At 63.8% G+C, this 14,570-nt stretch carries 16 protein-coding genes and 1 tRNA gene; 9 read left to right on the top strand and 8 right to left on the bottom strand.

All coding sequences use genetic code 11. The annotated features are described in order from the left end of the window. Window positions 1-10: 10 nt before the first annotated feature. The 3 genes from fdxA to AC56KL_RS14245 all read left to right on the top strand — a co-directional run bounded on the left by fdxA (window position 11) and on the right by AC56KL_RS14245 (window position 3,083). Window positions 11-334 (top strand): ferredoxin FdxA, encoded by a 324-nt coding sequence (gene fdxA / locus AC56KL_RS14235; RefSeq protein ID WP_497175994.1) that lies wholly within the window; start codon window positions 11-13, stop codon window positions 332-334. A gap of 114 nt (window positions 335-448) precedes the next feature. After that, the gene (locus AC56KL_RS14240) at window positions 449-1,546 is read left to right on the top strand and encodes an NAD(P)/FAD-dependent oxidoreductase (protein ID WP_497180814.1); all 1,098 of its coding nucleotides are present in this window, start codon (window positions 449-451) and stop codon (window positions 1,544-1,546) included. A 301-nt stretch (window positions 1,547-1,847) separates the two neighbouring features. Then, window positions 1,848-3,083 (top strand): polyhydroxyalkanoate depolymerase, encoded by a 1,236-nt coding sequence (locus AC56KL_RS14245; RefSeq protein ID WP_497180815.1) that lies wholly within the window; start codon window positions 1,848-1,850, stop codon window positions 3,081-3,083. Window positions 3,084-3,137: 54 nt separating this feature from the next. Here AC56KL_RS14245 and AC56KL_RS14250 read toward each other — a convergent pair whose 3' ends face one another. Next, entirely contained in the window at window positions 3,138-3,470 is a 333-nt protein-coding gene (locus AC56KL_RS14250) for an RcnB family protein (protein ID WP_497180816.1), read from the bottom strand. 111 nt (window positions 3,471-3,581) lie between these two features. Between AC56KL_RS14250 and rsxB the strand changes: the two genes are divergently transcribed. Further along, window positions 3,582-4,313 (top strand): electron transport complex subunit RsxB, encoded by a 732-nt coding sequence (gene rsxB / locus AC56KL_RS14255; RefSeq protein WP_497180817.1) that lies wholly within the window; start codon window positions 3,582-3,584, stop codon window positions 4,311-4,313. A 9-nt stretch (window positions 4,314-4,322) separates the two neighbouring features. Beyond that, window positions 4,323-5,015 (top strand): endonuclease III, encoded by a 693-nt coding sequence (nth, locus tag AC56KL_RS14260; protein WP_497180818.1) that lies wholly within the window; start codon window positions 4,323-4,325, stop codon window positions 5,013-5,015. Here nth and AC56KL_RS14265 read toward each other — a convergent pair. The 7 genes from AC56KL_RS14265 to rplU form a co-directional block, all read right to left on the bottom strand. Continuing rightward, a complete protein-coding gene (locus AC56KL_RS14265; RefSeq protein WP_497180819.1) occupies window positions 5,012-5,374 on the bottom strand; it encodes a nuclear transport factor 2 family protein in 363 nt (120 codons plus the stop codon). The two genes, nth and AC56KL_RS14265, sit on opposite strands and share 4 nt — an antisense overlap. Window positions 5,375-5,528: 154 nt before the next feature. Further along, the gene (locus tag AC56KL_RS14270) at window positions 5,529-7,109 is read right to left on the bottom strand and encodes a methyl-accepting chemotaxis protein (protein ID WP_497180820.1); all 1,581 of its coding nucleotides are present in this window, start codon (window positions 7,107-7,109) and stop codon (window positions 5,529-5,531) included. 157 nt (window positions 7,110-7,266) lie between these two features. Continuing rightward, window positions 7,267-8,385, bottom strand: a complete 1,119-nt coding sequence (gene proB, locus AC56KL_RS14275) for a glutamate 5-kinase (protein ID WP_497180821.1) — start codon at window positions 8,383-8,385, stop codon at window positions 7,267-7,269. Further along, window positions 8,382-8,792, bottom strand: a complete 411-nt coding sequence (locus AC56KL_RS14280) for a hypothetical protein (RefSeq protein WP_497180822.1) — start codon at window positions 8,790-8,792, stop codon at window positions 8,382-8,384. Before AC56KL_RS14280 ends, proB begins: the two co-directional genes overlap by 4 nt. Further along, the gene (obgE, locus tag AC56KL_RS14285; RefSeq protein WP_497180823.1) at window positions 8,793-9,905 is read right to left on the bottom strand and encodes a GTPase ObgE; all 1,113 of its coding nucleotides are present in this window, start codon (window positions 9,903-9,905) and stop codon (window positions 8,793-8,795) included. 105 nt (window positions 9,906-10,010) lie between these two features. Further along, window positions 10,011-10,283 (bottom strand): 50S ribosomal protein L27, encoded by a 273-nt coding sequence (gene rpmA / locus AC56KL_RS14290; protein WP_497180824.1) that lies wholly within the window; start codon window positions 10,281-10,283, stop codon window positions 10,011-10,013. Between the two features lie 43 nt (window positions 10,284-10,326). Further along, the gene (gene rplU / locus AC56KL_RS14295; RefSeq protein ID WP_027865917.1) at window positions 10,327-10,638 is read right to left on the bottom strand and encodes a 50S ribosomal protein L21; all 312 of its coding nucleotides are present in this window, start codon (window positions 10,636-10,638) and stop codon (window positions 10,327-10,329) included. 298 nt (window positions 10,639-10,936) lie between these two features. Here rplU and ispB point away from each other — a divergent pair, with 298 nt between their 5' ends. From ispB to AC56KL_RS14315, 4 genes are all read left to right on the top strand, one after another. Continuing rightward, entirely contained in the window at window positions 10,937-11,923 is a 987-nt protein-coding gene (gene ispB / locus AC56KL_RS14300) for an octaprenyl diphosphate synthase (protein WP_497180825.1), read from the top strand. A gap of 52 nt (window positions 11,924-11,975) precedes the next feature. Next, window positions 11,976-12,052 (top strand) — tRNA-Pro (locus AC56KL_RS14305). Window positions 12,053-12,211: 159 nt separating this feature from the next. Then, entirely contained in the window at window positions 12,212-13,069 is an 858-nt protein-coding gene (locus tag AC56KL_RS14310) for an FkbM family methyltransferase (protein WP_497180826.1), read from the top strand. A gap of 136 nt (window positions 13,070-13,205) precedes the next feature. Then, a complete protein-coding gene (locus tag AC56KL_RS14315) occupies window positions 13,206-14,159 on the top strand; it encodes a PEP-CTERM sorting domain-containing protein (RefSeq protein ID WP_497180827.1) in 954 nt (317 codons plus the stop codon). The last annotated feature ends 411 nt before the right edge of the window (window positions 14,160-14,570 follow it).

Genomic DNA, 14,570 nt, shown 5'->3' on the forward strand with positions numbered 1-14,570 from the left:
TAGGACTGTTATGACCCACGTTGTCACCGAATCGTGCATCCGTTGTCGTTATACCGACTGCGTCGATGTATGCCCGGTAGATTGTTTCCGGGAAGGCCCGAATTTCCTCGCCATCGATCCTGACGAGTGCATCGACTGCGCCGTCTGCGTGGCCGAGTGCCCGGTGAACGCGATCTACGCGGAAGAAGACGTGCCGTCGGATCAACAGCAGTTCATCAAGCTCAACGTGGAACTCGCGCGCTTCTGGCCGTCGATCACCAAGACCAAGCCGGCGCTGCCGGACGCCGACGAGTGGAAAGACGTCAAGGACAAGCTGGACCAGCTGGCCCGCTGAGCGTGACGCGCGCGGCCCCGCCCGGGGCTGCCGTCGGCACGGGTTCGTCGAGCATGGCACACTAGCGGCCATCGTCCCATTCGTCTCCACACTATCTTCAGAAAGTACAAGCGCATGACTATCAGTGCCTCCCACGAAGCGGGCAGCATCGCTTCCAACAGCTCGTTCGCCGGCGCGATCGAAGCCGATGCCGTGATCATCGGCGCCGGTCCGGTCGGCCTGTTCCAGGTCTTCGAACTCGGCCTTCTCGAGATCAAGGCCCATGTCATCGATTCGCTGCCGGCCGTCGGCGGCCAGTGCGTGGAACTGTATCCGGACAAGCCGATCTACGACATCCCGGCCGTGCCGGTGTGCACCGGCCAGGAACTGACCGACAACCTGCTCAAGCAGATCGAGCCCTTCGAGCCGACCTTCCACCTGGGCCAGGAAGTGACCACCGTGCAGCGCCGCGAAGACAGCCGCTTCAACGTCGAGACCTCGCTCGGGACCCGCTTCATCACCAAGACCATCTTCATCGCCGCCGGCGTCGGTTCGTTCCAGGCGCGCACCATGAAGGTCGACGGCATCGAGAAGTTCGACAACACCCAGCTGTTCTACCGCGTCAAGGATCCGGTCCTGTTCGAAGGCAAGAACCTGGTGATCTGCGGCGGCGGCGACTCCGCCCTGGACTGGGCCCTGAACTTCGTCGGCAAGGCCGAGTCGGTCGTGCTGCTGCACCGCCGCGAGGACTTCCGCGCGGCCCCGGCCTCGGTGGCCAAGATGAAGGCCCTGTGCGACGAATACGAGATGCAGCTGATCATCGGCCAGGTCACCGGCTTCGAAGAAAAAGCCGGCCAGCTCAGCGAAGTGAAGGTCACCGGCGCCGACGGCGTCACCCGCCGCGTGCCGCTGGACATGCTGCTGGTGTTCTTCGGCCTGTCGCCGAAGCTGGGCCCGATCGCCGAGTGGGGCCTGGACATCGAGCGCAAGCAGCTCAAGGTGGTGGACACCGAGAAGTTCGAGACCAACGTGCCGGGCATCTTCGCGGTGGGCGACATCAATACCTATCCGGGCAAGAAGAAGCTGATCCTGTCGGGCTTCCACGAAGCCGCGCTGGCCGCCTTCGGCGCTGCGCCCTACATCTTCCCGGACAAAAAGATCCACATGCAGTACACGACGACCTCGCCGAAACTGCACAAGATCCTCGGCGTCGAGACCCCGGTCTTCGATTAATTTTACCGACTGGTAAAAAAATGCCGCCTGGTGCAAGCCTGGCGGCATTTTTCATTAAAGGCACAGCATGACATCCGGGTGGTGTTCAGTTAGTGCCATGCAACGGAAATCTCCTGTCAGACAAGGCCTACCTGTTTATGTGGTCCGCCTCACCGAACGGTTGTGCACAAATATGCTACAACTGACCTATGCAGTAAGGGAAGTGAAAACGGATGTTTCCACAAGTAAATCACTATACCCTATAATCAATTGAGAGCACGCACAAACCATTGCGACGCTAGTCCATCCGAAGGAATACTTTATGCTTTACCAACTGCACGAGATGCAACGCTCCTTCCTGACCCCGCTGATGCAGTGGGCAGATGCGTCCTCGAAACTGTTCTCGAATCCCGTGTCGCCCTTTGCGCACACTCCCTTTTCGCAGCGTATCGCCGCCGGCTACGAGCTCATGTACCGCCTCGGGAAGGATTACGAAAAGCCGGCCTTCGGCATCAAGACCGTAGCCATCCAGGGTAGCGAGGTCGGCATCGTCGAGCGCACCGTGGTCGAGAAGCCGTTCTGCAAACTCATCCATTTCAAGAAGGACTTGAACGACAAGGACTTCGCTGCGCTGAAGCAGCCGAGCGTGCTGGTGGTGGCGCCGCTGTCGGGCCACCATGCCACCCTGCTGCGTGATACGGTGCGCGCCCTGCTGGTCGAGCACGACGTCTACATCACCGACTGGATCGACGCGCGCATGGTGCCGCTGTCCAAGGGTGCGTTCCACCTCGACGACTACGTCTACTACGTGCAAGACTTCATCCGCCACCTGGGCCCGGACGTGCACGTGATCTCGGTGTGCCAGCCGACCGTGCCGGTGCTGGCCGCCATCTCCCTGATGGCGACCAACAAGGATCCGAAGCTGCCCAAGACCATGACCATGATGGGCGGCCCGATCGACCCGCGCAAGTCGCCGACCGCGGTCAACGACCTGGCGGTCGAGAAGCCGTTCTCGTGGTTCGAGAACACCGTGATCTACTCGGTGCCGGGCAACTATCCGGGCTTCGGGCGCAAGGTGTATCCGGGCTTCCTGCAGCATGCCGGCTTCATCGCGATGAACCCGGGCCGCCACGCCCAGAGCCACCGCGAGTTCTACCAGCACCTGGTGCGGGGCGACGACGACTCGGCCGAGGGGCACCGCCAGTTCTACGACGAGTACAACGCCGTGCTCGACATGCCGGCCGAGTACTACCTCGAGACCATCAAGACGGTGTTCCAGGAACACCGCCTGCCGAAGGGTACCTGGGAAGTCGGCGGCCAGCTGGTGCGTCCGCAGGACATCAAAACGGTGGCGCTGTTCACCGTCGAGGGCGAGCTGGACGACATCTCGGGCGCAGGCCAGACCCAGGCCGCGCACGACCTGTGCAGCGGCATCCCGAAAGAGAAGCACCTGGATTTCGTGGCGCCCAAGTGCGGCCACTACGGCATCTTCTCGGGCCGCCGCTGGCGCGAGATCATCTGCCCGAAAATCGGGGAGTTCATCCGGGCGCATGCCTGATGCGCGTAAAAATGCCGGAGCTTGCTCCGGCATTTTTGTTTGGGCAGCCGGTCTTCAGCGCCCTACCAGCACCTCCTGCACCACCCCGGTGGCAATCCCCACCAGCGCATAATCCCTGCCCGCCTGCACCCACTGGTGCCCCGGCGGCGGTTCCGTCAGACGGTGCGTACGCCAGTTCTCCACCACGTAGTGATGCGTCCGATAGCGCGGCGGCAGCTGTTCGCCGCGCTTGAGCTGGCCGCTTGCCTCCACACTGCGGTAGGGCCCGGCCTTGACGGCCCTGGCCTGCTGCGCGCGGGCTTCCTGTTCGCCGCGCTGGTGCGCCTGGGCCGCGGCGCCACCGGCCAGCACCGCGGCGGCCAGCACCGGAACGATGAGTTTGTTCATGTGAGCTCCTGAGTCAGCGTCGAGGCCCCAGTACACCACGCGCGCACGGCGCAGTCTGTTCGCTCCAGCACGGATGCCCCAGCTTCGCACCGCCCCCGGTTTTGGCGGATAATGTCGGCTTTGACCGCCCGCGGTTACACCTATTTTTGCGCCGTGACCAAGACCCTCGCCGACCAGATCGAAGACCAGCTGCCCCAGACGCAATGCACGAAATGCGGCTATCCCGCATGCCGTCCGTATGCGGAGGCGATCGCGCGCGGCGAAGCCGAGATCAATCAGTGCCCGCCCGGCGGCATGGAGGGGGTACAGCGCTTATCAAGCGTCACGGGCCGCCCGGTGATTCCGATCAATCCGGCCAACGGCATCGAGCGCCCGCGCCCGGTCGCCTACATCGACGAGTCGCTGTGCATCGGCTGCACGCTGTGCATCCAGGCCTGCCCGGTGGACGCCATCATGGGCGCGGCCAAGCAGATGCACACCATCCTGCCGAGCCTGTGCACCGGCTGCGACCTGTGCGTGGCGCCCTGCCCGGTCGACTGCATCTCGATGCTGCCGGTGACGACCGCGACCGGCTGGGCCGCGTGGTCGCAGGAAGCCGCCGACGCGGCCCGTGCCCGCCACGACTTCCGCACCGAACGCCTGCGCCGCGAACGCGAAGAAAACGACGCGCGCCTGGCCGCCAAGGCGCTGGAGAAGATGCGCGCGGTCACGGCCGAAGTCACCAATACCCCGGAAGAACTGGCGGAGAAAGAGCGCAAGCGCGCCATCATCGCCGCGGCGATGGAACGCGCACGCCAGAAGGCTGCGGCGAATGCGCCCGACAGCCCGCCGGACAAAACCTGAGCGACACCCATGAATTCCGCCAAACGCCTGGAAATCTTCACGCGCTTCCGCGCCGCCAATCCGAAGCCGACCACCGAGCTCGCATTCACGACGCCGTTCGAACTCCTGATCGCGGTGCTGCTGTCGGCGCAGTCGACCGACGTCGGCGTGAACAAGGCCACGCGCCGCCTCTACCCGGTGGCCAACACGCCGCAAGCGATCCTCGACCTGGGCCTGGACGAACTCAAGTCCACTATCTCGACGATCGGCCTGTACAACACCAAGGCCGCCAACGTGATGGCGACCTGCCGCATCCTGGTGGAGCAGCACGGCGGCGACGTGCCGCGCTCGCGCGAGGCGCTGGAAGCCCTGCCCGGCGTGGGCCGCAAGACCGCCAACGTGGTGCTCAACACGGCCTTCGGCGAGCCGACCATGGCGGTCGACACCCACATCTTCCGCGTATCGAACCGCACCCGGATCGCGCCCGGCAAGAACGTCGACATCGTGGAGCAGAAGCTGCTCAAGTTCGTGCCCAGGGACTTCCTGATTGATGCCCACCATTGGCTGATCCTGCACGGCCGCTATACCTGCGTGGCGCGCAAGCCCAAGTGCTGGAACTGCCTGATCAATGACCTGTGCGAATTCAGGGACAAGACGCCAACCCCTGCCGGCGCGATGGATCCGGCCGCCGACCTGGCCAGCCAGGCGGCGGAACTCGGCTAGCCGAGGCGTTTTTCCCCGGTCGCGAACGAGGCGCGCACGATGCGCCCGTCCACCACTTCGTACACGCACAACATCTCCACGGTGCCCCGCCCCTCCGGGAAGTTGCGGGTAACGATCTCGAGGTCGGTGACGAAGTTGCCTGCGACGGAACGCGTGAGCAGGCGCGCGTGCAGGTCGGGTTCGAGGAAGCGTTCCTGGTAGCGCGGGCGGATCTGCTCGTGACCTTGCGCCAGCAGCGCGCCGTGCAGTGCGAACTGCTGGGCGTCCGGGGCATAGGTCTGCATCAGGGCGTCGATGTGCTTGGCATTGTAGGCGTCGAGCTGGGCCTGGACGACGGCGAGGGGGGAAGTCGTGTTCATGGTCTCCGTGGGGTGATGGAAAAAACGCGCCGATAATTGGCGCGTTTTTCATCTTACCGCAGGGTGGCCAGCTGCGCTGACCGCGCGTTCAATCCCTGAGGCGTAGTGCCAGCGCATGATGTGGCTGAACGCGCGTTCGGCAAAGCCGAACACCCTACGCGCTCAGCCGTGCAGGAGACCGGCCGGGCAGCGCCTTGCGCCCCTGCGGTGCATCCTCGAGCCTGAACACCGCGACCAGCTGGTTCAGGGCCTGCGACTGCTCGCGCAGGTGCTGTGCGGCAGCCGCGGCTTCCTCCACCAGGGCCGCGTTGCGCTGCGTGACCGTGTCCATTTCGCCGACGGCGACGTTGACCTGTGCGATGCCGGCGCCCTGCTCCACACTGGCGGTGCTGATCTCGGCAATGATGTCCATCACGCGGCGCACGCTGGTGACGACCTCGTCCATGGTCGCGCCGGTGTCCCCGGCGAGGCGGTTGCCGGCATCGACGCGCGCCACCGAATCGTTGATCAGTTCCTTGATCTCCTTGGCGGCCATCGCCGAGCGCTGCGCCAGGGTGCGCACTTCGCCCGCCACCACCGCGAAGCCGCGGCCCTGCTCGCCCGCGCGCGCCGCTTCCACGGCCGCATTCAGCGCCAGGATGTTGGTCTGGAAGGCGATGCCGTCGATGACGCTGATGATCTCGACGATCTTGCGCGAGGACTCGCTGATCGAGGCCATGGTGCCCACCACCTGCTCGACCATCCGGCCGCCCTTGGCCGCGACCTCGCAGGCCGAGATGGCAAGCTGGTTGGCCTGGCGCGCATTCTCCGCGTTCTGCTGCACGGTCGAGGTGATCTCCTCCATCGACGAGGCGGTCTCCTCGATCGCGCCGGCCTGCTGCTCGGTACGGCTCGACAGGTCGAGGTTGCCGCGCGCGATTTCATCGGATGCTTCGGCAATGTGCTGGGTACCGCTGCGCACCTGGGCCACGATGTTCTGCAGGCTGCCGGTCATGTCGTGCAGGGCCCGCAGCAGCTGGCCGGTTTCGTCATCCGTGCGCACGTCGATCGCGGCGCGCAGGTCGCCTGCGGCAACCTGCTGCGCCGCTTCGACGGCTTCGCCAAGCGGACGCGTGATCGAGCGCGACACGAAGGCACCGGCGATCACGGCGGCAAGAGCGCCCAGCACCATCAACACGTAGCTCAGCAGCGTGGCGCGCTTGCCGACCGCTTCGGCGTCGGCGACGGTGGCCAGCGCCTGTTTTGCCATGGCGTCGTGCGCCCGGGCCAGCAGCTCGGCCGGCGCCCTGTCCATGCCCTTGACCGCACTGTCGCCGGCGCCCGGATCGAAGTCCGCTGCCGTGAAATTCGCGTAGCCGCGGCGATAGCCTTCGCCCATCTTCGCGTGGGCCTGGGCGAAGCGGCTCAGCAGCTCGCGCACTTCGCCGGCCGGCATGGCGGCGGTCAGTTCCCCTGCTTCCCTTGCCAGCGCGGCCTCGTTTTTCTGGAACGCGTTCCAGTACTTGAGGCGCTGCTCTTCGTCCCTGCCGCGCAACAGGGTGTTCTTCCATTCCTGCGTCTGCAGGCGGAACTGCGAAAGCAGGCCTTCCACACGCTGGGCATGCTGCGACTGGAGCACGGCGGCGTTGTAGGTGTCCAGCGCCTGGTTCATCCGGCTCATGCCGAAGAATCCGGCGCAGGCGACGACCAGGGTGACGGCGGCAAAGCCGAGAGGAAGCTTACGACTGAGTTTCATGGGCGGTTTTCATGTGAGCAGCAGATAGCGCTGCGAGGGCACGGTAGTTTACGTGGTTTGTAGCCGCCAAGCAAAACCTACCCGCAGTATGCGGCGAGTGACTTAGCGGTGAATGTAGCTCATCAGCAACGTGCGCACTACCGTGGAGCGCATCGGCTCACAACAGCACCAGATTGTCGCGATGCACCAGCTCGGGTCCCTCGACATAGCCGAGGATGCGCTCGATCTCGGCCGAGGAATGGCGCATGATGCGCCGCACTTCGCTGCTGGTGTAATTGGTGAGCCCGCGCGCCAGCGGCTTGCCCGCCTCGTCGAGGCAGGTGATCACCTGTCCGCGGCCGAACTCGCCGCGCACGGCCAGCACGCCGATCGGCAGCAGCGACTTGCCTTCATTGGTCAGTTTCTGCGCGGCGCCGGCATCGATCACGACTTCGCCGGTGGTGTGCAGGTGGTCGATCATCCACTGGCGGCGCGCCGTCAGGCGCCCGGTGGGCGCGCTGAGCTGGGTGCCGATCGCCTCGCCGGCGGCCAGGCGGCTCAAGACCTCGTCCTCGCGGCCCCAGGCGATCACGGTGTGGGCGCCCGAGCGGGCCGCGCGGCGCGCCGCCAGCACCTTGGTCAACATGCCGCCGCGGCCGATGCTGGAACCGGCGCCGCCGGCCATTGCTTCCAGCGCCGGATCGCCCGCCTGCGCTTGCTGGATCAGGCGCGCGTCCGGGTCCTTGCGCGGATCGCTGGAGAACAGGCCGCGCTGGTCGGTGAGGATCACCAGCACGTCGGCCTCGATCAGGTTGGCCACCAGGGCGCCCAGGGTGTCGTTGTCGCCGAACTTGATCTCGTCGGTGACGACGGTATCGTTCTCGTTGATGATCGGGACCACGCCCAGGCGCAGCAGCGTGGTGAGGGTGGAGCGCGCGTTCAGGTAGCGTTCGCGGTCGGCCAGGTCGGCGTGGGTCAGCAGCACCTGGGCCGTGCCGATGCCGTGGCGGCGAAAGCTCGTTTCATAGATTTGCGCCAGGCCCATCTGGCCCACGGCGGCACAGGCCTGCAGTTCGTGGATGTCGGTCGGGCGCGCGCCGAAGCCGAGACGCAGCATGCCTTCGGCGATCGCACCCGAGGACACGAGCACGACTTCCTTGCCGAGGCCGCGCAGGGCGGCGATCTGTGCAGCCCAGCGGGCGATGGCGGACTGGTCCAGGCCCTTGCCCTCGTTGGTGACGAGGGAGGAACCGACCTTGACGATGATGCGGGACGCTTGTTGCAGGACAGAGTTCATGGCGACAGGAATTTTCCTCGCGGCCGTAAGGCCAGCAGGGAAAGTCCTGCCAACAACTCGACCGCGCAGACGGCTAATAATACCCCCTTCGGCAAGCCGATCGCGAAAGCCGCGGCCAGGCGCCCGGCCGGTTGGGCCAGGAGGAACAATGCGGTAAGGTCGACAAGGAGGGGCTGGTCGCCGCCTCTTGCTGCCAGCAGCGCCAGCATCGCGGTAGCGAGGCGCATGCCCACGTAGACGGCGTAGAACTGGCTGTAGCCATTCACGCCGACGAGAAAGATGCCCATCGCCGACGCAATGCGGTCGGGATCGAGCATGGCCGCCAGCGCCGCCAGCGAACTGGCGGTGGCGAGCACTTGCAGCAGCTGGCTGCGCAGCCAGCCGCGCCTTACAGCGGCTGCAGCCACTTAATCTTCCTGGATCTTGAAACGTGGATCGTCCGGGTCGATCGAGCTGATGCCGCGCGCTTCTTCGGTCATCGAGGTTTCTTCGGCGCGCTGTTCGCTGTGGCGCTTCTCTTCCAGGTGCAGATAGATGGCGTTGACCAGGTCCTGGCAGCCTTCGCGATTCAATGCCGAGATCTCAAACACCGGCCCTTTCCAGGCCATGCGCTTGACGAAATCCTTGACGCGCTTCTTGCGCTCGGATTCCTCGACCACGTCGAGCTTGTTCAGCACCAGCCAGCGCGGCTTGTTCAGCAGCTCTTCGTCGTACTTTTCGAGCTCCTTGACCAGGGCCTTGGCTTCCTTGACCGGATCGACGTTGGCGTCGAACGAGGACAGGTCGACGATGTGCAGCAGCAGGCCGGTGCGCGCCAGGTGGCGCAGGAACTGGTGGCCGAGGCCCGCGCCTTCGGCGGCGCCCTCGATCAGGCCCGGGATGTCGGCGATGACGAAACTCTTCTCGTGCGACACGCGCACCACGCCCAGGTTCGGATGCAGGGTGGTGAACGGGTAGTCGGCGATCTTCGGCTTGGCGTTCGACACGGCCGTGATGAAGGTCGACTTGCCGGCGTTCGGCATGCCCAGCAGGCCCACGTCGGCCAGCACCTTCAGTTCCAGGCGCAGGGTGCGGCGCTGGCCTTCCTTGCCTTCGGTCTTCTGGCGCGGCGCGCGGTTGGTCGAGGTCTTGAAGTGGATGTTGCCCCAGCCGCCCTCGCCGCCCTGGGCCAGCAGCTCGGTCTGGCCGTGCTCGGTGAGGTCCGCAATGATCTCGCCGCTGACGTCGTCCATGATCAGGGTGCCCACCGGCATGCGCATGGTGACGTCTTCAGCGCCCTTGCCGTAGCAGTCCGATCCGCGGCCCGGTTCGCCGTTGCGGGCGTGGTGGGTCTTCGAATAGCGGAAGTCGACCAGGGTGTTGATGTTACGGTCGGCCACCACGTAGATCGAGCCGCCCTTGCCGCCGTCGCCGCCGTCCGGGCCGCCGAATGGGCGGAACTTCTCGCGGCGGAACGAGGCGCACCCGTTGCCGCCGTCGCCGGCGATGACTTCAATTCTTGCTTCGTCGATAAACTTCATGATGGTGACCGATAAAAACTAAAAAGGCCCTACCGTGGGCAGAGCCTTTCGATGGAAGGCTTGCGCCTTGCAAAGAAGCGCCGCATCAAAGCGGCGCAAGTGCGATTAAGCAGCGACTGCTTCGCTAGCAACGACGGTCACGTACTGCTTCGAACCGACGCCTTGCTTGACGAACTTGACGGTACCGTCGACCAGCGCGAACAGGGTGTGATCCTTGCCGGTGCCGACGTTGGTGCCAGCGCGCACCGGGGTGCCGCGTTGACGGATGATGATGCCGCCGGCGTTGATCGCCTGGCCGCCGTAGACTTTCACGCCAAGGCGTTTGCTTTCTGAGTCACGGCCGTTGCGGGTAGTACCGCCACCTTTTTTGTGTGCCATTTATTTGCTCCTTGATGAATGAACTTGGTGAATCGAACGGGGATTAGCCGTTGATCGACACCACCTGGATTTCGGTGAAGTTCTGGCGATGGCCCTGACGCTTCTGGTAGTGCTTACGACGGCGCATCTTGAAAATGCGGACCTTGTCGTGGCGACCGTGAGAAACAACTTTCACCAGGACCGAGGCACCTTCGACCAGCGGAGCACCAAACTTGATGCTGTCGCCCGCGCCGAGCGCGAGAACTTGATCGATGGTGAGTTCGGAACCAATGTCAGCAGGTATCTGTTCTACTTTGAGTTTTTCGCCAGCGACAACTTTGTATTGCTTGCCACCGGTTTTTATGACCGCGTACATGATTGAAACCTCATCAAATGTTTAAAAGATTCCCACCGGCGTCGAAACGCTGAACTGTGAGGAAGCCGGGGAACAGGCGATTATACATAAGTTGCGGCAGGGCGTCAAAAGGCCTTGACGATTCCGGCTGGCCATGTTGCAGGAGTAAAGTAATGCCAACATTCCCGGCAGGCATGCGGTCCGGCCAATCGGGCTCCCCCGGCGCCATCTGTGGGACGCCCAGCTCTTGCATGACGTATAATCGCGCCACAAAATCCACGCCTTTGCGCACATACCCACCGTTTATCGCAGGTTCGCCTTGTCAGCCGCTACCCAACACGCCCAGAACACCATCGCCCAATCGATCGCCACCGACATGGAGGCCGTGAATGCGGTGATCCGACAGCGGCTGCATTCGGAAGTGAGCCTGGTGAACCAGATCGCCGAGTACATCATCAGCGCGGGCGGCAAGCGGATCCGCCCGGTGCTGGTGCTGCTGCTGGCGAATGCCTACGGCTACAAAGGCAGGGCGCACCACGAACTGGCGGCGGTGGTCGAGTTCATCCACACCGCGACCCTGCTGCACGACGACGTGGTCGACGAATCCTCGATGCGGCGCGGCCGCCAGACGGCGAACGCCCTGTTCGGCAACGCCGCCTCGGTGCTGGTGGGCGACTTCCTGTATTCGCGTTCCTTCCAGATGATGGTCAGCCTCGACGACATGCGCGTGATGCGCATCCTGTCCGACGCCACCAACGTGATCGCCGAAGGCGAAGTGCTGCAGCTGCTGAACATGCACGACCCGGACGTGACCCACGAAAGCTACCTCACCGTGATCCGCTCCAAGACGGCCAAGCTGTTCGAGGCGGCGGCCGAGCTGGGCGCCCTGGTGGGCGGCGCCAGCGAGGCGCAGATCGCCGCGGCCGGCGAATACGGCCGTTCGCTGGGCACGGCCTTCCAGTTGATCGACGATGTGCTGGACTACGCGGGCGACGCCGCCGAGATCGGCAAGAACCTGGGCGACGACCTGCGCGAAGGCAAGCCGACCCTGCCGCTGATCTGGCTCATGGAAAACGGCACCCCGGAACAGCGCCAGCTGGTGCGCAGCTGCATCGAACATGGCGACGCAGAAAAGTTCGAGGCGGTGCTGGCGGCCGTGAGCGCGAGCGGCGCCTTGGATTACACCCGCCACCAGGCGGAACAAGCCGCCGCGCGCGCAAGCGAGGCCATCGCGGATTTGCCGGACAGCGCCTACAAGGCGAGCCTGCTCCAGCTCTGCGGTTTCGCTGTTGACAGGAACCATTGAGACAACTATAGTAATGCCTTCCCGAGATTTCGGAAACGAAGTCTCGAACCGTCGGGGTGTAGCTTAGCCCGGTAGAGCGCTACGTTCGGGACGTAGAGGCCGGAGGTTCGAATCCTCTCACCCCGACCACAGAATTCGAAAGGCCAGATACAGCGACAGCGTATCTGGCCTTGTCCGTTCTGGGCCGCATTTCATTCGGCCACGACAATTTATTGCATCTCATCAACATTCCTCCGCTGTACAATCGAACGATTAATTATTGATGCGTTCATCCAGCAAGGGACCCATATGTTTCATGACTTCATCGAGATCGGCACCTCAGACTTCGATACGCTGATCCAGCAGGCAGACGACCATACCGTGGGCCTGTCGGTCGACCCGATCCAGCTCTATCTCGACCGCTTGCCCCAGCCGGCCAAGTGCACCAAACTGGCGGCGGCGATCTCGAACCACGATGGCGAGACACTTGCCTACTATATTCCACCCGAGCGTATCGCGACCCTCGGCCTCCCAGCCTGGGTGCGCGGCTGCAACGCCATCGGCGCCCCGCACGCCTCGATCGACATCATGCTGCGCGAGCGCGGCCTGCGCAGGGAGGACGTGGTGGTTGAACAGCCGATTCCCTGCCTGCGCCTGAAGACCTTGATGGACCAGCACGATGTCGACGGCGTCTATCTGCTCAAGACCGACACCGAAGGCCACGACACTGTGATCCTCAATGATTTCTTCAACTGTGCCGAGCGGGTGCAATGGCCGCACGAGCTGCTTTTCGAGACGAACATCCTGTCGGACCAGGAAACCGTGCACAAGCTGATCGCACGGCTGATCACTGCCGGCTATGACATCGTGCGATCGAGCACGGGCGGGGGCACCACCGATACTTTGCTGCGCCTGAACCTGCGCCGCCTACGCTACAAGAGTCGCTTCAGCAAGGATATCGTCGGCTACCATCTGGGCGAATACCCGGAGGGCTACGATCCGAAGCAGCCCCCGCACGAGAACACCCCCGAGGCCGCGGGGGCCTGGTGCGTCGAACACGGCGGCACCGGCATCACGTTCCAGGAGAATCGCTTCGAGGTGCGCAACGGCAGCTACCTGGCGCCCGGCGACGGCTCCGCCGCTGTGGCGAGCTGGGTCTGGGTGTAAGCCAGGCCACGGCAGGCGGGCGGGCGCTGTCGAGACTTCTTACAAGCGCCGCGCCGAGACAGGCTAACTGCTTGATTTTCTTGGCAGGTATGGCCCTTGCTTTGGCACACTCCATCGCATTTGCCTGGAGCTGACCATGAAACGCAGCATGAAATCCCTGTTCGTCCTGACGTTCTCGATCCTCGCCGGCACGGCCGGTGCGGCGCCTATCCAGATCGCCAATGCGGCGTACACGGCAGTGACCGTTCGCGACTGCCGTACCGCCGACGCGCGTGCCAGTGGCAGTCCGGTGCCGACACGCTGCAACGATTACACCGGCACCGACATGGAAGGCACGATCGTCGACCAACGCTTCGACAGCCAGTATGGCGGGTTCAATGCGAGCGTGGTGACGCACAATCCGCTGGGACGCGGAACGCAGGGAGTCATCGATGCATCGGGCGCTGCGGGCACATTGGTGGTGAAGCAGGCAGCCTTTTCCAATACGCCCTACGCTCGGGTATCCACCCAGGCAGTTGCCCTGCAGAGCTTTACTTGGGACGGCAGCGGCGACAGCAAGCGTGCAATCGGCGGCCACCTGCACTTTGACGCGACCTACCTCAAGGACCCATTTGAGTTCGATCCCTGGGAGCCGGGGAGCCGTGTCCTGGCTGTGATATCGGTGTTTTCGTTGACAAGCAACAGTTTCAGCTACGAGCCCTCGTCCAGGGGTTATCCGAACTTCGAATTGGCAGCGTCGAAGCGTGCAGATTACCGCCATGACGGCAGCGACTATTACCAGTGGCTCGACGATCCGCTCGACTGGACCATTGAATTTTCGCTGGAAAAAGACCGGACCTATTTTGTCGAGGCCTATTTCAGTATCTGGGCCAAATTCGGCGCCGGCGTCGATGCGATGAACACGTTCACGGCGACTGTCGGCGCGATCGGCGCCGACGGCAACTTCGTGGCCGGCACGCAAGGGCTGCAATTCGCCGCGCCCCTTGCCGACCCGGTCGAACTTGGCAATGTGCCGGAACCTTCGACCATTGCCTTGTTTGCCATTGCGCTGGCCGGTGTCGTACGGTGCGGGGGCAAGCGCCGGGTGTGAGCTTCGGAATGTCAGGAAGCAGCACGCGCTCAGGCTCTTATGCCGGTCACTTAAGAGCCACCGCGCATCCGTAGGGTGGGCGGGTCTCCCGCCCACGCGGTCAAATCACAGTACTGCAGCCCGTGCGGCTGTTCATATCGCAACTATCAACGCGTGGGCGCTTGTGATTCCGGCCATTGGCCGAAATCACCCCGCCCACCCTTGTATCTTGTTCTCATTGGTGGTTAGCTACCACCAATTGAGGTGAAGACCAGCTTGAGCCCACCCTTAAGGCTCGACCTTGGAAGGTAGATTAAGCCCTTCACCTCGTTCCCACACCATACCAAACACTGGACGGTAGCCAAGGGCTTTTGACCCTGTATGCACAAGGAGAGTGGGTGTGTTGACCGAGAACATAAGGAGGAATCATGT

Source organism: Telluria sp. ZB4P34, assembly GCF_059686055.1.